The sequence below is a fragment of the Streptomyces iranensis genome (assembly GCF_017874715.1).
In the GTDB taxonomy this organism is placed as follows: domain Bacteria; phylum Actinomycetota; class Actinomycetes; order Streptomycetales; family Streptomycetaceae; genus Streptomyces; species Streptomyces iranensis.
This window is the reverse complement of sequence record NZ_JAGGLR010000023.1, coordinates 39,260-56,825: the sequence shown is the minus strand read 5'-3', so window position 1 is coordinate 56,825 and position 17,566 is coordinate 39,260. Positions and strand designations below refer to the sequence as shown.

Genomic DNA, 17,566 nt, shown 5'->3' with positions numbered 1-17,566 from the left:
CTCGATGAATGAGATGCGCTGTGCCGGCGGTGGATGAACGCATCAGGGACGTCGACACCGAGCGGCTCCTGCTTTTGGAGGAGGAAGCGGCGCGGTTGGGCTTCAGCCAGCGGCTGCCGGTCGACTGGCTGCGGGAGCGAGCGGCGGTCGCGGCGGTGCACTATCTGTTCCCGGGACTGGAGCATCGGCTCAGTCATCGGCCGGAGGTGTCGCCGCAGTGGCGATGCGAGCTGTTGCTCACGGTCCGGACCGGCGAGGAGGTGTTGAGCCTGCCGATCGGCCGGACGCCGAAGTCCGTGCTCGTGGACGGCGACGGCTGATGACCGCGGGCGCGGTGGGTCAGGTGTTCCGGTGGCGCGGCAGCGGCAGCGGCAGCGGCGGCGGCGCGGACCGGTAGACCGGCGGTGTCGCGGAGAGCCCGATCGGGTTGCGGCACAGGGTCACGGCGCTGCCGTCGGCGCGGGGAAGCTCCACGGTCGGGGCGAGCCCGAGGTCGGTGGCGAGCGCGAAGGCGCCGGCGATGTCATTGACGATTCCGGCGGGCACACGCGCGCGGGTCAGCTCCTCTGCCCAGTCCTCGGCCCGCCTGGCCGCGAGCAGGCTTATCAGCTCCGTGCGCAACTGACCCCGGTGCCGCACCCGGGCCGTGTTGGTGGCGTACCGCTCATCGGCGGCCAGGTGCGGGGCGCCCAGCACCCGGCAGAGGTCGGTGAACTGGCGGTCGTTGCCCACGGCGAGCACCAGCTCGCCGTCGGAGCACGGGAGCGGTTCGTAGGGCGCGATGCTGGGGTGCTGGTTGCCCATCCGGGTGGGCACGACACCGCCGGAGGTGTAGGCGCTGGCCTGGTTGGCCAGCCCGGCGAGCAGGCACGACAGCAGGTCGATGTCCACCCGCTGGCCCTCGCCGGTGCGGGTCCGGTGATGGAGCGCGGTGAGGATGCCCGTGGTGGCGAACAGTCCGGCGAGCACGTCGACCACGGCCACACCGACCTTCTGGGGTTCGCCGGCGGGCTCCCCGGTGATGCTCATCAGCCCGCCGAGCGCCTGAACGAGCAGGTCGTAGCCGGGCAGCCGGGCGCCGGGGCCGCGTCCGAAGCCGGTGATCGAGCAGTAGATCAGGCCCGGGTTCCCGGCCCGGAGCTGCTCGTGGTCGAGGCCGAACTCCGCCATCAGTCCGGGCCGGAAGTTCTCGACGACCACATCGGCGGACAGGGCCAGCCGCCGCGCCTCGGCGCGATCGCGCGGATCGGACAGATCGAGCGCGATCGTGTCCTTGTTGCGGTTGACGGCCTGGAAGTAGGTGGCCTGGTCGTGCTGGTCGTGGGGCGGCCCCCAGGCGCGGGTGTCGTCGCCGGTCCCCGGGCGCTCGACCTTCGTGACGGTGGCGCCCAGGTCGGCGAGGAGCATCGTCGCGAAGGGGCCGGCCAGGACGCGGGCGAAGTCCAGTACCCGAAGGTTGCCAAGAGCGGTGGTCATCTGCGAGCCTCCAATCATCGATTTTCGAAAATCGAGATTCGAAGACTAGGGGCCCGCGACGCCGGGAACAAGGCTCCGAGAACAAGAGGAGAGTCGACGATGACCACTTCGGCAGCAGCTCCACTGGACTTTCTCTCCGTCGACCACGTCCTCTCCGATGAGGAGCGCGACATCCGCGACACCGTCCGGGCGTTCGTCCGCGACCGGGTGCTTCCCGGGATCGGGGACTGGTTCGACCAGGGGCGGCTGCCCCGGGAACTGGTGGGGGAGCTGGGCAGGTTGGGGGTGCTGGGAATGCACCTCGAGGGCTATGGATGCGCGGGGACGAGCGCCACCGCCTACGGGCTGGCGTGCCTGGAGCTGGAGGCCGGCGACAGCGGCCTGCGCAGCCTGGTGTCGGTGCAGGGCTCGCTGGCCATGTTCGCCATTCACCGGTGGGGCTCGGAGGAGCAGAAGCACCAGTGGCTGCCGCGGATGGCGGCCGGTGAGGCCATCGGATGCTTCGGCCTGACCGAACCGGACTCGGGATCGGACCCGGGCTCCATGCGGACCTACGCCCGGCGGGACGGCGACGACTGGATCCTGAGCGGCCGGAAGATGTGGATCACCAACGGTTCGACGGCCGATGTGGCGGTGGTCTGGGCGCGCACCGAGGAGGGCGTCCGCGGCTTCTTGGTGCCCAAGGGCACCAAGGGCTTCTCGGCCCACGACATCCACAAGAAGCTGTCACTGCGCGCGTCGACCACCTCGGAGCTGGTCCTGGACGAGGTCCGGCTTCCGTCCTCGGCGACGCTGCCCGGCGCCACCTCCCTGCGCGGTCCGCTGTCGTGCCTGAACGAGGCCCGTTTCGGGATCGTCTGGGGCGCGGCCGGAGCCGCGCGCGCCTGTCTGGCGGCCGCCGTCGACTACGGCACGACCCGGACGCAGTTCGGCAAGCCGATCGGGGGCTTCCAGATCCAGCAGCAGAAGCTTGCCCGGATGGCGCTGGAGGTCAACCGGGCGACCCTGCTGGCACTGCACCTGGGCCGGCTCAAGGACGCCGGCCGGCTGCGGCCCGAGCAGGTGAGCATGGGCAAGCTTGGCAACGTCGACGCCGCCCTGGACGTGGCCCGTACGGCCCGGCAGGTGCTGGGCGCCAATGGGATCACCCTGGAGTATCCGGTGATGCGGCACATGGCCAATCTCGAGTCGGTGGTCACCTACGAGGGCACCGCGGATGTGCACGCGCTGGTCATCGGGTCCGCGCTGACCGGGATCGACGCGTTCCGGTGAACCGTCACCGCTAGAGTCGGGACGATGACGACACACCAGAGCGGACCGGGAACGATGGCCCAGCACGCCCTCGAGGCGCTGCGACGGGCGATCGTTTCCGGCCGCTACCGGCCGGGGCAGCGGATCTTGCAGGAGGAGATCGCCGAACGCCTCGGGGTAAGTCTCGCCCCGGTCCGCGAGGCGCTGCGAGCCCTGGAACAGGAGGGGCAGGTCGTCTATCGGCCACGGCGCGGCTACTTCATCACCGAGCTGCACGTGGCGGACCTTCAGGAGATCTACGCGCTGCGACAACTGCTGGAGGAGCGCGCGGTGCGCCAGGCCCTGCCCGCACTCGACGAGGACGCCGTCGAACGGATCGCCCTCGCCGCCCGTGACTGCGCCGAGGCCGCCCGGCGCGGCGACGTCGCCGCGGAGCTGGAGGCAAACCGCCGGTTCCATTTCGGCATCCTGGAGTCCGCGGACCAACCGCACGCGGTACGCCTGATCCGGCTTCTGTGGGACTCCACCGAGCCCTACCGCGCGATGTACTACAACTCGCCGGAAGAGCGGGAGCACGCGGTCGAGGCCCACGACGAGATCCTCGGCGCGGTGCGGCGCAAGGCGGTGGACGAGGTGATCGCGGGGCTCGACGCGCACCGGGACCGCGCGCTGAAGACGCTGACCCGCATCCTCACCGACTGAACCGTATGACCCATGGCCGGTGGTGCGGGCGGCCAAGCCGCCCGGACCTCGGACGGTGTGCAGGTCATGCCCGCAGCCGGGGCGTTGCCCTTGTCAGTCGGGCAGCAGGTGTGCCACGAGGCTGTGTGTCCAATCGGGGGTGAGGGGGTCGTTGGTGAAGACAGCCCGGTAGTAGAGGGGTGCGAGCACAGCGTCCGTGGTGCGTTCCAGGGATGGAGGCTGGGTGCCTCGTGCCTGTTCCCGTTCGAGGATGGCTTCGAGCTGTCTCTGGCGTTCCCCGCGGCATGCGGCGGCGCCTTGTTCTCCGCCGATACCGATGGTGGCCCGTACCAAGGCGAGGGTGTCCGGGTCGCAGAGGTCCTTGGCGAGGTCGTACGCGTACCGCTCCAGGTCCCCGCGGAGGCTTCCGGTGTCCGGCACCACGATGTCGCCGGAGAAGCGGCTGGTCGCGACGTCGGCGAGCAGTTCGCCGACGGAGCCCCAGCGGCGATAGACCGTGGTGGCGTGCACGCCTGCGCGGGTGGCCACGACGGGGATCGTCAGTTCGCCGGCCTCGTCGGTGAGCAGCTCCCTGACGGCCTGGTGGACGGCCGCACGGACTCGGGCGGAGCGGCCACCGGGCCGGCTGTCGGTGCGGCGCGCTGATGATGTGGCAGGCATGCGACCAGTATTGCATTGATCACTGCCTTTTTAGCGCAGCGTTCGCTGCGTTTGTGCTACGCTCAAGTCGCTAACGCAGTGATCGCTGCGATGTATGTGGATCAGGAAGTGAGTTCAGCTGTGTCCAGTGCGGCCTTTCCGGGCTCTGTGATGAGCCCTCTGCAACTACGGGATGTCACGGTCGCCAACCGTGTGTGGATGTCCCCGATGGCTCAGTACTCCGCGGGAGCGGACGGGAAGCCGACCGACTGGCATCTCGTGCACTACGGTGCGCGAGCGGTCGGAGGAGCCGGGCTGATCATGATCGAAGCCACAGCGGTCGGGGCATCGCACCGGTGCACTGCGGCGGACCTCGGAATCTGGGATGAAGGGCAGGCCGTCGCGCACCGCCGTCTGACCTCGTTCATCTCCGGGCAAGGTGCGGTCCCCGCGATCCAGCTGCAGGCCGCGGGCCGCAAGGGATCGCACCGGCTTCCCTGGACCGGGCTGGGGCAGAACGACCCCGTGAGCGCGGCCGAAGGCGGCTGGGAGACGATCGCACCGTCGGCCGTCCCCTTCGGCAACCTGAGCACCCCCCGCGAAGTCGGCCACGCCGATATCGACGAGGTCGTGGAGGACTTCGGTCACGCGGCCGAGATGGCTCACCTGGCGGGGTACCAGGTGGTCGAGATCCAGGCGTCGCACGGATACATCCTCCATGCGTTCCTGTCCCCCCTCTCCAATAACCGGGCGGACGAGTACGGCGGAAGCCTCGAGAACCGGATGCGCTTTCCTTTGCGCGTGGCGCGAGCTGTCCGGCAGGCGTTCCCGGCGCAGAAGCCCGTCTTCGTCCGCATAACGGCCACGGACTGGGTCGACGGGGGTGTCTCCGTCGACGAGGCGGCGGCATTCGCCAAGGAACTCGCCGCCGTGGGCATCGATCTCCTCGACGTCACCTCCGGTGTGCTGGTGCAGGACATGCGGGCCCGGCCGCCGGCACGGGAAGGAGTGCACGTCGAGTTCGCCGACACACTCAAGCAAGCCTCGGGACTCCCCGTCGCCCCGGTTGGACAGATCGGCGACATAACACTGGCCGACGAAGTCGTGGCCAAGGGCCAGGCCGACGCGGTGCTGATGGGGCGGGCTCTGCTGCGCGATCCGTACCTCGTCCTGAACCACCGGCGCGACGACCCGTCGTCCTGGCCGAATCAGTACCACCGCGCCTTGTGAGATCACAGTGGCGGCCGGGGGGATGAAGGGAACACCCAATGGCAATCACACACAGCGCTGCACGGGGCCGTAAAGCCGGCGGGCCGGACGGCGCGAAGACACCGTACGCACCACCGGGCCGCGGTTCGCACCGCAGGCCCGGGAAGGGCTTCTTCTCGGCCATAGCCGTCGTCTACATCGCCTTCCTGGCCGCTTCCAGCGCACCTTCCCCGCTCTACGTGATCTACCAGCAGCAGTGGCACTTCGCGGCGTGGGCACTGACCGTCGTCTTCGCCCTGTACGTATTCGGTCTGCTGGCCTCGTTGCTCACTGTCGGAGCCCTGTCGGATCATCTCGGCCGCCGACCGGTACTCGCCGCCGCGATCGCGCTGGAAGTGGCCGCACTCGTTCTGTTCCTGCTCGCCGAGAACGTCTTCACCCTGTCCGCCGCACGGGTGCTGCAGGGCATCGCGACCGGGGCGGCGACGACCACCCTGAGCGCCATGCTTGTCGATCTCGAGCCCTCGCACGGGCGGGCAGGCGTCGTCACCTCCATAGCGCCCCTGAGCGGACTCGCGCTCGGTGCTCTGAGCAGCGGAGTGCTTGTCGAGCTCGCCCCGTCCCCGACCCAGCTGGTCTACGGATTGCTGCTCGTCGCAATGGCGGCAGCGGCGGTGGTCGTCTCCCTTGCACCTGAGACGTCGCCCCGTCGGCCAGGCGCTGTCGCCTCACTGCGCCCGCGGGTCGCGATGCCCGCGCACCTGCGCGGAGACTTTGTCCCCCTGGTGCCAGTGGGGATCGCCGCCTGGGCACTCGCCGGGATATACCTCTCCCTCGGCCCATCCGTCGCGGCCCGGTTGCTGGGGCTGAACAGCCACCTGGTCGGCGGCGTCGTCGTGACCCTCCTGACCGGCACCGGAGCGGTCGCGATCACCCTGCTCCGCGCCAGACCGGCGCCCTCGCTGCTGGCCCCCTCGTCCGCACTGCTCGGGATCGGCACCCTGACATCGCTCACCGGGGTGGTGGAAAACCTTGCCTGGCTTGCCGCCGTCGGCACCGTCGTTTCGGGTATCGGATTCGGTGCGTCGGTGCTGGCAACCTTCGGTACCTTGGCCCGCGTCGCCAAGCCGGACGAGCGCGGCGGTGTGTTCGCCATGGCGAACGTCATCAGCTACCTGGGAAACAGCGTGCCCTCCGTACTCGGCGGAATCGCCGTGACCAACATCGGGCTGAGGCCGGCCGCCGAGCTCTCCGCGCTGACCATTGTGGCGATCGCTCTGTCTGCCTTCGTGCTGCGCTTGAACCAGGTACGGGCGCGGCGGCCGGCGGTCATGCCCCCAGAAAGCGCCCCGTGCGGCTGAGGTGTCGAACGGCATCACCGCACCGACCGATACAGCTCTTCACCATGTTCACCATATTCAACAAGGAGACGTTGTGACCGACGTAAACAGGATGAAGAAGAACCTTGAGGTTCAGCGGGAGGACCACACGACGATCCGGTATACGGCCAGTGGGCCCGCCACGGGGCCGACCCTGGCGCTCATCCACGGCTGGGGGTGCAGCCGGACCGACTTTGACGCGGTTGCCGATCGTCTGCCCGAAAACTACCGCGCCCTCGCGATCGACCTTGCCGAGCACGGTGAATCGCGGTCAACGCGGAACACCTGGACGATCGAAGAATTCGCTCGCGATGTGGCCGCCGTACTGGAAGCCGAATCTGTGGACACGGTGGTCGTGGCCGGCCACTCTCTCGGCGGGGCAGTTGCCGTCGAAGTCGGCCGACAGCTCCCGGACACGGTCTCGCATGTGGTCGCCCTCGACGCGCTGCACTACCTGGGACTGTTCCCAGCGCAGAGCGAGGAACAGGTCGAGGCGATGCAGCACATGTTCCGTGAGGACTTCGCCGGAGCGGTGCGGGGCCTGGTCGAGGGTGGCTCGCCCGCCGGTACCGACGAAGCTCTCAAGAACACGTACTTCGAAAAGATGGTCGCCGTACGGCAGCCCGCCGGTCTGCACGCCATCGAAGGTCTGGTCCACTGGGACATGGACACAGCGCTGCGTGAGACCAAGCAGCCGATCACTGTGTTCGCGGTACGAGAACTGACAACGCAGGAAGCGATCGACCGTTACGAGGACCGCTTCGACATCACGCTCGTCGATCTGGGCAGCCACCACTTCCCGGTGGAGTCACCAGAGGGCACGGCCGAGCTGCTGGCGAATGTGGTGGGATCCAGGCAGGCATAGGAGCGCCGCAACCTGCCCCTCCGAGATCTGGATTACCGCGGAGGATCCGGCGAGATGCGGCGCCGGGACGATGATCAGCCGTTCTCGCGTCGGTCCAGCGTGGTGCCCACCACCTTCGGATTGCCTTGCGTCCAGGAGCCGGTGACTCGTCGTCGGGTGATCCGCCAGCCTTCGGTCGTGCGGGTGAGCCGGTCGTCGTACCGTCCCCCGATGAGGAACTGGTCGCCGCCTTCGGTGTCCGCGCGGACGTGCTGGGCCAGGAAGTAGGCCGTCGCTTCGGCGGTATCGCCGTCGATGGCGGTCTCGATGTTGGTGACCAGGTGTTGTGTGGTGTCCAGCGGCGGCAGGAACGCCTTGTAGTCGAGGAGCATGCTGTCCAGTCCGACGGCCTGGCCGGTGGCGAAGTCGCCCACGGCCTCGGGAATGAAGCAGGTGGCCAGCAGGTCCCAGTCGCGGGTGTCCATCGCGCGGGCGAGCCGGTACAGAACCTGAGCGATCTGGATCTGGTCCCGGGCCGGGTCGGCCGGCGCGTCCGCGGGGGTGGGGATGGGGGCGGGGGAAGTTGGCATGTGCGTTGTCCTGTCTGTGTCTTCTTGTTCGTCTGCTTCAGGTGCTGGGCTGTGGGGCGGGTCGCCGCTTGTGGCGGTAGAGCAGGGCGGTGAGGAGTGCTCCTGCGGTGTAGGTGCCGGCGCCCCACCAGTAGGCGACGGCGTAGCCGTGGGTGGCGGCCTGTGCGGTGGCGGCCGGTGAGGTGCCGTGTGCGGCGAGGTAGTGGCCGGTTGCCGCGGTGGCCAGCGTGTTGAGCAGGGCGGTGCCGATCGAGCCGCCGATCTGCTGGCTGGTGTTGACCACGGCGGAGGCGACGCCGATGGTTCCGGGGTCGACGCCCGAGGTGCCGGCCTGGAAGGACGAGGTGATGACGTTGCCGATGCCGAAGCCGATGAGCAGCAGGGCGGGCAGGACGCCGGTGGTGTACGTGCTGTCCGGCTCCAGGCCGGTGAGCAGGACCATGCCGACGGCGCCCAGCGCCATGCCGGTCGGCACCACCCTCCGGTGCCCGAGGCGGGGCAGGAAGACATTGGTCGCGAGTTGGGAGCCGATGACGAGCAGGACGACCATGGGCAGGAAGGCCAGGCCGGTCCGTATCGGTGAGTAGTGGAGGGAGTCCTGGAGGTAGTAGTTGACGAAGAGCGAGACGCCGAACATTCCGACGCTTGCCAGCAGGATGCCGCTGTAGCCGGCCGCCCGGTCGCGGTCGAGCAGGACGCCCGGTGGCAGCAGGGGGTGCGCCGTGCGCCGCTGCCGGGCGGCGAACGCCACCAGCAGCAGCGCCGAGGCGGTGAGCGGTGCCCAGCTGGGCGGCGAGGCCCATCCGTCGGTCTCGGCCTCGGAGAAGCCGAGGACCAGGGCGAACAGCCCGGCGGAGACCAGCACCGCGCCGGGGATGTCGAGGGCCGGCCGGGGTCCCCGACGCGGGGTGCGGCCGATGGACACGGTGGCCGCGGCCGCGGCCACCACGGCGATGAATACGTTGATGTAGAGCGTCCAGCGCCAGTTCAGACCCTCGGTCAGGAATCCGCCGAGCAGCACACCTATCGCGCTGCCGGCGCCCGCGGCGGCGCTGAACACGCCGAAGGCACGGGCGCGTTCCTTCGGTGCGGTGAACGTCGTGGCCAGGACGGCCAGTGCGGTGGGTGCCAGCAGCGCGCCCGCCGCACCCTGGAGCACGCGGGCGGCCACCAGCACGCCGAATCCATCGGCCGCGCCGCCCAGCGCCGACGCGGCGGCGAAGCCCACCAGGCCCGCCAGGAACGCGCGCTTGCGGCCGATCATGTCCGACACCCGGCCGCCGAGCAGCAGCAGACCGCCGAAGGCCAGTGAGTAGCCGGTGACGATCCACTGGCGGTCGCCGTCGGTGAAGCCCAGGTCCGTCTGGGCCGAAGGGAGCGCGATGTTCACCACCGTGCCGTCCAGGACCACCATCAGCTGAGCCAGTACCACCGCGCCGAGCACCCACCAACGGCGCGCGGCCGCGCTGCCGTCGGACTGGGGCGGCGCTCCGCTTTGAAGTGCAGCTTCCATGTGCCTCACCATAAACGAAACCAGTCAGTTCCGGAACTCGTACGTCTCGGAACTCGTACGTTCCGGAACTGACTGGTACGCTGTTGGAGGCTTCGGAAGGAGGGCGTCACGCATGCCAGGGCCAGGAGCGGCAGCCTCGACAGGCGGCGCAGGCGGGGCCGCGCCGGAACAGTCCGCGCCGGAACGGCCCGCCCCGCGGCTCGGGCGCAAACGGGACCACACCCGCGACGCGGAGATCCTCGAGGCCGCTCTCGACGTCCTCGCCGAGACCGGGTACGAGGCCATGACTATCGACATGGTCGCCACCCGCGCCAAGGCGGGGAAGGCCACGATCTACCGGCGGTGGGACACCAAAGGGCACCTTGTGCTCGACGCCGTCGCCTCCTTGAAGGACACCGCACTGTCCCCCGGCCGGCTGCCGGACACCGGCTCACTGCGCGGCGACATGATCGCGATGATCAACCCGCGCTGGCTCGGCGAGAGCGAGCAGCGCATCAAAATCCTGTCGGGTCTGATGTCCCTGCTCTACCGCGCCCCCGAACTCGCCGCCGCCGTCGACGCCGCGATCGTCGAACCGTCCGCCGCCGCCTACCGGCAGCTCATGGCGCGCGCCGTCGAACGCGGCGAGATCCCGGCGAGCACGGACATCGACACGCTCGCGCTGATCATCCCGTCCATGAGCGCGTACCGCGTGATGTTCATGCGCGGATGCGCGGACCGGACATTCCACGAAACCCTGGTCGACGAAGTGATACTGCCCGCGCTCGGCATCCGTACGTCACAGAGCGTCACAGATCGGCGGCCCGCCGTCTGACAGGCCACGCGGCACGGTCAGGCGCCTCCTGGGCCCCGCCGGGTGCCGGATTCGTCGAGCGCCTGTAGGCCCTGGACGAGCAGGTGCAGGCCGAATTCGAAGTGGGCCGTGAAGTCGGTGCCGGTGAGGGTGGGCAGGGCGGCGACGAGGTGCGGGAACGGCCCGGACTCCACGGCCTGGCGCAGGCGTTCGGGGTCCGCGTCCGCTTCGTCGCCGGGCCGGAGGGCGGCCTGTTCCTCCAGGGTGTGGCCGACCGTGAAGTTGGCCACCGCCATCAGGGCGCGAGCGGCGTCCGCATCGGTGAAGCCCGCCTCGCGCAGCACGCCGATGACGGATTCGGAGAAGCGCAGGGTGTGCGCCCCCGTCGAGTGCGTACCGGCGAATACCCGAGCGCCGTCGCGGTGGGTGAGCAGGGCCGTGCGCAGCGCTCGGGCCAGGTCGGCCAGGAGCTCATCCCAGTCGCCGTTCTCGCGGGGTGTGGGGATGTCGGCCAGCATCCGTTCGGCCATCGCGGTCAGCAGGTCCTGCTTGGTGGCGAAGTGGCGGTACAGCGCCCCGGCCTGCACCCCCAGGGAGTCGGCCAGGCGCCGCATGGTCAGGTCGTCGAGGCCGAGGGAGTCCAGCAGTTGCAGGGCGGTGTCGACGGTGCTCGACCGGTCGAGCCGGGCGGGCCTGCCTCGGCCGGGACTTGACGTGGAACTCATGGCTCCCACTATAGTGAACAGCGTTCTCGTGAACGTTGTTCACTAAATGGAGGGCCCTACCTATGCATGCCGATGTGATCGTCGTCGGTGCCGGACCGACCGGCCTGATGCTCGCCTGCGAGCTGGCGCTGGCAGGCGTCCGCACGCGGATCATCGAGCGGCGCACCGAGCCGCAGCGAGACTCCCGTGCGTTGACCCTGCATCCGCGCAGTGTGGAACTGATGGACCTGCGCGGCCTCGCGCCCCGATTCCTCGCGCTCGGCCGTACGGTGCCGGGCTGGCACTTCGCGGGCCTGGACACCCGGCTCGACTTCGCCGCGCTCGACAGCCGGCACGGCTACACCCTGTTCCTCCCCCAGGCGCGTACCGAATTCCTGCTCCAGGAGCGGGCGTTGGAGCTGGGGGTGGAGATCACCCGCGGCTATGAGAGCACCGGTCTCCGCCAGGCCGCGGACGGCGTCGAGGTGCAGGTCCGCGGACCGGGCGGCCGCGCCGAGACCCTGTACGCGCGGTATGTCGTCGGGTGCGACGGCGGTCGCAGCGGAGTGCGCGAGGCCGCGGGTATCGCCTTCCCGGGTGTGGACGAGACCTTGACCGGCGTACTCGGGGACTTCGCGGTGGTCGACGCCGATCCGGCCGCACTCGACCGGGCGCGGGCGCGCGGCGTGCTGGTGGCGCCCTTGGACGGTGGACTGACCCGCTTGGTGTATCTGGACCCGGAGCGGATGCGTACCCCGAGCGGTGTGCCCGTGTCCCTGGAGGAATTCCGTACGTCGCTGACCCGGATCTGCGGCTCCGACCTCGGGGTCGCCGAGTCGCGGTGGCTGTCGCGCTTCGGCAACGCCACCCGCCTCGCGGACAGCTACCGGCGCGGCCGCGTTCTCCTGGCGGGCGATGCCGCCCACATCCATTTCCCCGCGGCCGGCCAAGGGCTGAACACCGGTCTGCAGGACGCCATGAACCTGGGGTGGAAGCTGGCCGCCGAGATAAACGGCTGGGCGCCACCCGGTCTGCTGGACGGCTACGACGCCGAGCGCCGGCCGGTCGGGCGAGCCGTCACCGAGAACACCGAGGTGCAGACCCTGCTCGCGGAGTTGACGCTCGTCCCGCAGTATCACCGCCCCGCCGCCGCCCTGCGCGGCCTGCTGGACGAACTGCTGGGCATCCCGGAGGTCAATCGCCGGATCGCCGGCCAGGTTTCCGCGCTCGCCACCAGCTACTCGGACAGCGACGCCCACGCCGCCGACCCGTTGGTGGGCCGGCGGATGCCCGACATCGGATTCATCGAAGCCTCGTCGGCGGCGACACGGGCATACGAGCTGTTCTCCCGGGGCCACTTCGTCCTCCTCGGCCTCGCCGGAGACACCGGCTCGGGGCAGACCGTCGGCGACGGGTGGGACTCGCGGGTCACCGCCGTCGCCGTCGCCCGGCACGACGGCCATCCGGAACTGGACGGGGTCACCGAGGTGCTGGTCCGTCCCGACGGGCACATCGCCTGGGCCACTCGCGGCACTGAGCCGGACGCCAGGCGCGCCGAGCGGGTCACCGCCCTCGCCGCCTGGGCCGGCGCGACGCAAGGGATGGCCACCCGGTGACCGTGACCCGTCTCAACCCCCCGGGCGTGTACAACCCGTCCGACGCCATCACCCAGGTGGTCACCGTCGAAGACGTACGGCTGGTGCAACTGTCCGGTCAGGTCGCCTTCGACGCCGAGGGACAGTCTGTCGGACCGGGCGACCACGCGGCCCAGGCGGCACAGATCGCCCGCAATCTCGACGCGGCGCTCGCCTCGGTCGGCGCCACCCGGGACGACATCGTCCAGGAGACCGTCTTCGTCGTCGATTACACCCCCGAGCTACTGCCCGCGATCTTCGAACCGCTGCGGGCCGGAACGGTGCGGACACCGGCCAGCACACTGGTGGGCGTGTCGGCGCTCTTCGCCCCTGACTATCTGGTCGAGGTCCAGGTGGTCGCCGCGGTCGGCCCGGTTCCGGCCGCGACGCCGAGTGGGCCGCCGAGTGTGGGACGGGCGGCCGAGGAGGATCTCGAAGCGGCGCTCACCCGTCGCGCCTGGGCGGACCCGGCCTTCGCCGAGCAGCTGGAACGCGATCCGGGCCTCGCTCTGGCAGCGCTGGGTGTGACGGTGCCGCCCGGTATCGCGGTGCAGGTCAAACTGCAGAAACGCGACACTCTCTACTACCTCGTCCCGCCCGCGAAAGAGCCCGGTGAGCCGGACCGGTGCGAGGCGGTGAACCTCATGGACCAGTGGCGCAGCGGCGACACATTCGTCTGGGTTCTGCCCGAGCGGCTCAAGGCCGGGCTACTGGCCATGCGCCGCGGCTTCCACCGGTCCCGTCCCACCACCGATGCGAGGAGCAGCGATGACAGCTGACGCCGGCACCGCCCACACCCTGCAGATCGTCAACGACCCCACCTACCGTGCCAGGCTGTTCGCCGACCCGAAGCGGGTGCTCTGCGAGGAATCCGGCTACCGCCCGCGTGAGGACTTCGCCGTCGAGGTCGTCGAGGAGCGGGACGACACCATCGTCATCCTGCTGCCCGCGCGGCCGCGGGACGGCGAGGACTTCGAAGGGCGCCTGGCGGAGACCTCGCAGCGGGTCCACGACGTGCTGTTCTCCTCCGGGGTCGGTGGCTTCTTCATCCCCGATGACCGACTGAAGTGGATCCTGCGGGGCATCCGCTCCTCCTGGGCCGCCAGGGCCGAAGGGCGGTAGTCATGGCCACTTTCGTCCTGGTGCACGGGTCGTGGCTGGGCGGCTGGGTCTGGGAGCCGGTCGCCGCCGGGTTGCGGGCGTCCGGACACACCGTCCACTGCCCCTCGCTGACCGCGGCGGGCCCACATGTGGGACTGGACACGCACATCGACGACATCGTCGGGCTGATCGACGGTCAGGCTCTCACCGAGGTGGTCCTCGCGGGCCACAGCTACGGGGGCATGGTCATCACCGGAACCGCGTACCGGCGTCCGGCCCGCGTCCGGCGGCTCGTCTACCTCGACGCGTATCTTCCCGGGCCAGGCCAGGCGGCGTTCGACATCCAACCCGGGCTGCGTGACGCGTTCGCCGCCGCGGCGGCATCGCGGCCGATGACGGAGCCGTGGCTGGTTCCGCCCTTCGGCTTCGAGGCCATGGGGCTCGACCCGGCCGGACTGCGATGGGTCACCTCGCGGGCCGCACCGATGAACCGGGCCACCCACGAGGAACCCTTGCGCACCCCCATGCCGGGATACACGGACCCTCCGACGACGTATGTACGGTGCGGTGCCTCTCCCTTCTTCGCCGCCACGGCTGCCACGGCGAAGTCGCGGGGTGCCCGGGTCCTGTCCATCGAAGGAGCCGGGCACATGGCTCCCGTCTCCCACCACGACCGTGTGTGCGCGGTATTCCACGGCGAGAGCCGGTAGAGCCGGGCCCGCTCATTCCGCTGGAGCAGCCGGGATGCGCCGGCCGGGCCGACGCGGCGCCTGGCAGGTGGCCGGGCTCGACACCGCCGGGGTGAGCGCAGCGTGTACGGCACGAAGAGCGCCGTGCCATACACGGGCCATCTTCTCGTGACCCGCCTGGTTGGGGTGAATGCCGTCGGCGAGGTCGGCGGTGGTCATCGCGTCGTACATGTCCACGAGATGCACCCGCTGACCCTTCGCGGCGACCACCTCGGGAAGGGCCGCGTTGTAGGCCTTGACTCGCCGCTCCCGGGTGGGATTGGACTGCGGCGGAACCGTGGCGACGAACACCTCACAGACCGGCCGGGCCTCCTGGATGTGGTCGATCAGCCGGGCCAGGCGCGTCGGGGCCTGCGCGGTGTCGTAGTTCTGGTTCATGTCGTTCGTGCCGATCAGCAGCAGCACGGTGCGGGGGACACTGTGCCGCAGCCATGCCCGTATATGTGCGTCCAACTGGTCGATGCGCCAGCCGGAGTGTCCTTCGTGGTGGCGGGTGCCCAGTTCGACCGGGCCGTTGGCGAGGGAGCCGACGAAGTCGACGGCATGGCCGTCCGCGGCCAGCCGCTGCCGGAGTGCGACGCGGTAGCCACCGGGGTAGGCGTTGTGCCCATCGGTGATGGAATCACCCAGAGGCATGATGCGCACCCTTCCCGCGGACGTGCTGGAGTGGCCATCAGGGTGGAGTGGCGCTGCCACAGAGGGCTCCTTGGGGACGCAGGCGGTTGAAGGCCGTAGGGGGAGGGCGTGCGGTCTCCTCCGCCTACGGCAGCTCGGTCAGACCTTTGGCGGGATCGGCACGGTGGGGCTGATGCCGGTCGACCCGTTGATCATCTTGGTGACGGCGCCCGCCAGGCGCAGATAGAAGTCGGAGGAGACGCCGGTCCCGTCGGCGTCCAGGGTGAGGAAGTACTGGTCGGCGGGGATCATCGACTTGTCCGCCGCGGCCGGTGCGATGGCGGTGGCCTCGTCGTACTCGTCGAACATCGCGATGAAGGCGGACTTGGTGCCGCACCGGGCGGCGGCCACGGCCTGCTGCCACATGAAGTCACCGGCCCTGCGCGGGATCTCGTTGCGCGGCGCTCCCTCCTTCCAGTTGGACCAGGCGAATCCGGGATAGAGCACGGGCTGGTAGTCCTGCCCGTTCGCCCTCAGCCTGGCCATGTCGTCGTCGAACAGCTTCTGGTCCACGCTGGGGTTGCCGACGTTCCAGGGCGAGACCATGTTCAGGGCGGCATAGACGGGACCGAAGCCGGGCTTGGCATTGGCATCGGTGCGCCAGCCTCTGGGGACACCCCCGATGACGTAGGCGCCCTTGCTCTTGAACCAATTGATGAGTTCAAGGCAGCTGTCGACGCTGCCGGGCCGGTTGGTGAAGCCGAGGCCCCACAGGTGGACGACGGGCTTTCCGCCCTCGCGCGTGTAGGCCGGGGAATCGGGCAGGTGCAGCGTGCCGTTGATGGTGTTGGTCCAGTCGCTCTGGATCGTCGCCACCAGATTGGTGTCGTTCAGGCCGCTGATGTCGTACTCGATGTAGAAGCCGCGCCCGTACTTCTGTGCCGCGTCACGTGCCTTGCTCTGGATGTCATTGCGTTGCTTGAGGCGCGGCTGGCCGACCGCGACGATGTCACTGCCGAAACGCTGGAGAGCCGCGCCGTCTATCCCGTACTGCTGCATCCAGCGGAAGTGCTGGTCGATGACCGCGGTGGAGTAGGAGCTGAACAATGTGGCGGGCTTGCCGTTGCCCAACGGGGCGTACCCCGTCCGGAAGAGGGACCCGACGGGATAGGCCGATATATCCGGGTAGAGCTCGAACGTCTGGTTGCCGGGGGATGGTGTGGTGCCCTTGGACCAGTGCGTCCAGGTGTTGATCGGAGAGCCGTCGCCAGTGGCGGCGAACCACCCCTGGTACCCCACGTACACCTTCCCCTTGACCGCATCGGCCGCATACGTCCGCAGGTGCTTGGGCGCGGGACGCGCGCCCGAGGAACTCGCGGTCCGCGCATCGGCGGGCGTGAGACCGCCGATTCCGGCCCAGGCCGCTGCCCCCGCCGCGCCGAGAGCGCCGGTACCGCGCAGGAAACTCCGCCGGTTGTGGGAGTGTTCAGCCATTTCAGCTCCTCGCTTGGCGCTGTGTGTGAGACGAATCGACTGGGCCGCGCAGCCGCCCGGGAACCGCGCGCAGCGCCTCGTACCAGACGGCCGCCATCTTCCCGTAGCCGGCCTGGGTCGGGTGAATGCCGTCGGCGAGATCCGCGGTGGTCATCGCGTCGTAGATCTTCACCAGATGCGCGTGTGGCCCCTTCGAGGCCACGATCTGTGGAATCGCCGCGTTGTATGCCCTGACCCTGCTCTCGAGGGTGGCGTTGGACTGCGGCGGAATGGTCGCGACGAACAGCTCGCACCTCGGCTTGGCAGCCCGGATGTGGTCGATCAGCCGCGACAGGCGTGCGGGCGCGTTGGCGATGTCGTAGTTCTGGTTGAGGTCGTTGGTGCCGATGAGCAACAGGACCGTGCGGGGGTCGCTCTGCTGGAGCCAGGTGTTGATGTTGGCGTCCAGCTGGTCGATGCGCCAGCCGGAGTGCCCCTCATGGTCGTGATCGCCGAGCTCGGCGGGGCCGTTGGACCTGGAGCCCACGAAGTCCACGGTGTAGCCGCCGGCTGCCAGCCGCTGCCAGAGACCGACGCGGTATCCGCCGGGGTAGGGGGTGAATCCGTCGGTGATGGAATCGCCAAGCGGCATGATGCGCACACCGCCGTTGGACTCTCCTGGAACGTCCGCCGACGCTGGGGTTGATCGCAGTACGAGATGAGCGGCCACAAAGGCGCCGCCGAGAAGGGCCGCGCGTCTGGACATGGTGGCGTTCATGGGACTCCCGAGAAGACGGCTGCGAAGGGGCGTGCGGATGCGCGCACTCTCAGGCGCGGAATGGCACTCGGTCACCGAGCGCCGGGAGTAAGAAAATGCATTGGATTGCGTCGCGT

At 69.5% G+C, this 17,566-nt stretch carries 18 protein-coding genes and 1 pseudogene; 11 read left to right on the top strand and 8 right to left on the bottom strand.

The annotated features are described in order from the left end of the window. Positions 1 to 8: 8 nt before the first annotated feature. A pseudogene (locus J2Z30_RS35370) lies at positions 9 to 272 on the top strand (hypothetical protein); the annotation flags it as partial. 67 nt (positions 273 to 339) lie between these two features. Here J2Z30_RS35370 and J2Z30_RS35365 read toward each other — a convergent pair. After that, positions 340 to 1,476 carry a CaiB/BaiF CoA transferase family protein gene (locus J2Z30_RS35365; protein WP_044578104.1) on the bottom strand — a complete coding sequence of 379 codons (1,137 nt, stop codon included), beginning with the start codon at positions 1,474 to 1,476 and terminating at the stop codon, positions 340 to 342. A 99-nt stretch (positions 1,477 to 1,575) separates the two neighbouring features. Between J2Z30_RS35365 and J2Z30_RS35360 the strand changes: the two genes are divergently transcribed. Both J2Z30_RS35360 and J2Z30_RS35355 read left to right on the top strand, forming a co-directional pair. After that, positions 1,576 to 2,748, top strand: coding sequence for an acyl-CoA dehydrogenase family protein (locus J2Z30_RS35360; RefSeq protein WP_044578107.1), 1,173 nt, complete (start codon positions 1,576 to 1,578; stop codon positions 2,746 to 2,748). Positions 2,749 to 2,772: 24 nt separating this feature from the next. Next, on the top strand, positions 2,773 to 3,429 hold the full coding sequence (locus J2Z30_RS35355) for a GntR family transcriptional regulator (RefSeq protein ID WP_044578108.1): 657 nt from the start codon (positions 2,773 to 2,775) through the stop codon (positions 3,427 to 3,429). Between the two features lie 93 nt (positions 3,430 to 3,522). Here J2Z30_RS35355 and J2Z30_RS35350 read toward each other — a convergent pair whose 3' ends face one another. Continuing rightward, complete coding sequence (locus J2Z30_RS35350; protein ID WP_044578110.1) at positions 3,523 to 4,089, bottom strand: TetR-like C-terminal domain-containing protein; 567 nt, start codon at positions 4,087 to 4,089, stop codon at positions 3,523 to 3,525. A 90-nt stretch (positions 4,090 to 4,179) separates the two neighbouring features. Between J2Z30_RS35350 and J2Z30_RS35345 the strand changes: the two genes are divergently transcribed. The 3 genes from J2Z30_RS35345 (at position 4,180) to J2Z30_RS35335 (ending at position 7,521) form a co-directional block, all read left to right on the top strand. After that, positions 4,180 to 5,298 carry an NADH:flavin oxidoreductase/NADH oxidase gene (locus J2Z30_RS35345; protein WP_044578113.1) on the top strand — a complete coding sequence of 373 codons (1,119 nt, stop codon included), beginning with the start codon at positions 4,180 to 4,182 and terminating at the stop codon, positions 5,296 to 5,298. 38 nt (positions 5,299 to 5,336) lie between these two features. Continuing rightward, complete coding sequence (locus J2Z30_RS35340) at positions 5,337 to 6,638, top strand: MFS transporter (RefSeq protein WP_078957019.1); 1,302 nt, start codon at positions 5,337 to 5,339, stop codon at positions 6,636 to 6,638. Between the two features lie 73 nt (positions 6,639 to 6,711). Beyond that, positions 6,712 to 7,521 carry an alpha/beta fold hydrolase gene (locus J2Z30_RS35335; protein WP_209468972.1) on the top strand — a complete coding sequence of 270 codons (810 nt, stop codon included), beginning with the start codon at positions 6,712 to 6,714 and terminating at the stop codon, positions 7,519 to 7,521. A 74-nt stretch (positions 7,522 to 7,595) separates the two neighbouring features. On the opposite strand, the gene J2Z30_RS35330 is transcribed toward J2Z30_RS35335, so the two are convergent. Together J2Z30_RS35330 and J2Z30_RS35325 are read right to left on the bottom strand one after the other, a co-directional pair. Then, positions 7,596 to 8,090, bottom strand: coding sequence for a nuclear transport factor 2 family protein (locus tag J2Z30_RS35330; protein WP_044578117.1), 495 nt, complete (start codon positions 8,088 to 8,090; stop codon positions 7,596 to 7,598). A gap of 37 nt (positions 8,091 to 8,127) precedes the next feature. Then, a complete protein-coding gene (locus J2Z30_RS35325; protein ID WP_245388812.1) occupies positions 8,128 to 9,603 on the bottom strand; it encodes an MFS transporter in 1,476 nt (491 codons plus the stop codon). Positions 9,604 to 9,715: 112 nt separating this feature from the next. Here J2Z30_RS35325 and J2Z30_RS35320 point away from each other — a divergent pair, with 112 nt between their 5' ends. Next, complete coding sequence (locus J2Z30_RS35320) at positions 9,716 to 10,417, top strand: TetR/AcrR family transcriptional regulator (RefSeq protein WP_044578119.1); 702 nt, start codon at positions 9,716 to 9,718, stop codon at positions 10,415 to 10,417. 17 nt (positions 10,418 to 10,434) lie between these two features. Here J2Z30_RS35320 and J2Z30_RS35315 read toward each other — a convergent pair whose 3' ends face one another. Then, positions 10,435 to 11,121, bottom strand: coding sequence for a TetR/AcrR family transcriptional regulator (locus J2Z30_RS35315; RefSeq protein WP_078957020.1), 687 nt, complete (start codon positions 11,119 to 11,121; stop codon positions 10,435 to 10,437). 62 nt (positions 11,122 to 11,183) lie between these two features. Here J2Z30_RS35315 and J2Z30_RS35310 point away from each other — a divergent pair, with 62 nt between their 5' ends. The 4 genes from J2Z30_RS35310 to J2Z30_RS35290 are packed head-to-tail and all read left to right on the top strand — an operon-like array spanning position 11,184 to position 14,545. Next, the gene (locus tag J2Z30_RS35310; RefSeq protein ID WP_044578123.1) at positions 11,184 to 12,716 is read left to right on the top strand and encodes a monooxygenase; all 1,533 of its coding nucleotides are present in this window, start codon (positions 11,184 to 11,186) and stop codon (positions 12,714 to 12,716) included. Next, complete coding sequence (locus tag J2Z30_RS50095) at positions 12,713 to 13,513, top strand: Rid family hydrolase (RefSeq protein WP_308280204.1); 801 nt, start codon at positions 12,713 to 12,715, stop codon at positions 13,511 to 13,513. Before J2Z30_RS35310 ends, J2Z30_RS50095 begins: the two co-directional genes overlap by 4 nt. After that, entirely contained in the window at positions 13,503 to 13,856 is a 354-nt protein-coding gene (locus J2Z30_RS35295; protein ID WP_044578125.1) for a hypothetical protein, read from the top strand. Before J2Z30_RS50095 ends, J2Z30_RS35295 begins: the two co-directional genes overlap by 11 nt. Before the next feature lie 2 nt (positions 13,857 to 13,858). After that, positions 13,859 to 14,545 (top strand): alpha/beta fold hydrolase, encoded by a 687-nt coding sequence (locus J2Z30_RS35290; RefSeq protein WP_044578127.1) that lies wholly within the window; start codon positions 13,859 to 13,861, stop codon positions 14,543 to 14,545. A gap of 12 nt (positions 14,546 to 14,557) precedes the next feature. On the opposite strand, the gene J2Z30_RS35285 is transcribed toward J2Z30_RS35290, so the two are convergent. The 3 genes from J2Z30_RS35285 to J2Z30_RS35275 form a co-directional block, all read right to left on the bottom strand. Continuing rightward, a complete protein-coding gene (locus J2Z30_RS35285) occupies positions 14,558 to 15,220 on the bottom strand; it encodes an SGNH/GDSL hydrolase family protein (RefSeq protein ID WP_245388811.1) in 663 nt (220 codons plus the stop codon). Positions 15,221 to 15,358: 138 nt separating this feature from the next. Next, positions 15,359 to 16,693, bottom strand: coding sequence for a glycoside hydrolase family 99 protein (locus tag J2Z30_RS35280; RefSeq protein WP_044578131.1), 1,335 nt, complete (start codon positions 16,691 to 16,693; stop codon positions 15,359 to 15,361). A gap of 1 nt (position 16,694) precedes the next feature. Further along, a complete protein-coding gene (locus J2Z30_RS35275; RefSeq protein WP_044578134.1) occupies positions 16,695 to 17,450 on the bottom strand; it encodes an SGNH/GDSL hydrolase family protein in 756 nt (251 codons plus the stop codon). Positions 17,451 to 17,566 lie beyond the last annotated feature (116 nt).

Bases quoted from the DNA above. Each gene is read 5' to 3' on its own strand.
- J2Z30_RS35365 (WP_044578104.1), bottom strand. From the start codon at position 1,476: ATGACCACCGCTCTTGGCAACCTTCGGGTACTGGACTTCGCCCGCGTC.
- J2Z30_RS35360 (WP_044578107.1), top strand. From the start codon at position 1,576: ATGACCACTTCGGCAGCAGCTCCACTGGACTTTCTCTCCGTCGACCAC.
- J2Z30_RS35355 (WP_044578108.1), top strand. From the start codon at position 2,773: ATGACGACACACCAGAGCGGACCGGGAACGATGGCCCAGCACGCCCTC.
- J2Z30_RS35350 (WP_044578110.1), bottom strand. From the start codon at position 4,089: ATGCCTGCCACATCATCAGCGCGCCGCACCGACAGCCGGCCCGGTGGC.
- J2Z30_RS35345 (WP_044578113.1), top strand. From the start codon at position 4,180: ATGTATGTGGATCAGGAAGTGAGTTCAGCTGTGTCCAGTGCGGCCTTT.
- J2Z30_RS35340 (WP_078957019.1), top strand. From the start codon at position 5,337: ATGGCAATCACACACAGCGCTGCACGGGGCCGTAAAGCCGGCGGGCCG.
- J2Z30_RS35330 (WP_044578117.1), bottom strand. From the start codon at position 8,090: ATGCCAACTTCCCCCGCCCCCATCCCCACCCCCGCGGACGCGCCGGCC.
- J2Z30_RS35325 (WP_245388812.1), bottom strand. From the start codon at position 9,603: ATGGAAGCTGCACTTCAAAGCGGAGCGCCGCCCCAGTCCGACGGCAGC.
- J2Z30_RS35320 (WP_044578119.1), top strand. From the start codon at position 9,716: ATGCCAGGGCCAGGAGCGGCAGCCTCGACAGGCGGCGCAGGCGGGGCC.
- J2Z30_RS35315 (WP_078957020.1), bottom strand. From the start codon at position 11,121: ATGAGTTCCACGTCAAGTCCCGGCCGAGGCAGGCCCGCCCGGCTCGAC.
- J2Z30_RS35310 (WP_044578123.1), top strand. From the start codon at position 11,184: ATGCATGCCGATGTGATCGTCGTCGGTGCCGGACCGACCGGCCTGATG.
- J2Z30_RS35295 (WP_044578125.1), top strand. From the start codon at position 13,503: ATGACAGCTGACGCCGGCACCGCCCACACCCTGCAGATCGTCAACGAC.
- J2Z30_RS35290 (WP_044578127.1), top strand. From the start codon at position 13,859: ATGGCCACTTTCGTCCTGGTGCACGGGTCGTGGCTGGGCGGCTGGGTC.
- J2Z30_RS35285 (WP_245388811.1), bottom strand. From the start codon at position 15,220: ATGCCTCTGGGTGATTCCATCACCGATGGGCACAACGCCTACCCCGGT.
- J2Z30_RS35280 (WP_044578131.1), bottom strand. From the start codon at position 16,693: ATGGCTGAACACTCCCACAACCGGCGGAGTTTCCTGCGCGGTACCGGC.
- J2Z30_RS35275 (WP_044578134.1), bottom strand. From the start codon at position 17,450: ATGAACGCCACCATGTCCAGACGCGCGGCCCTTCTCGGCGGCGCCTTT.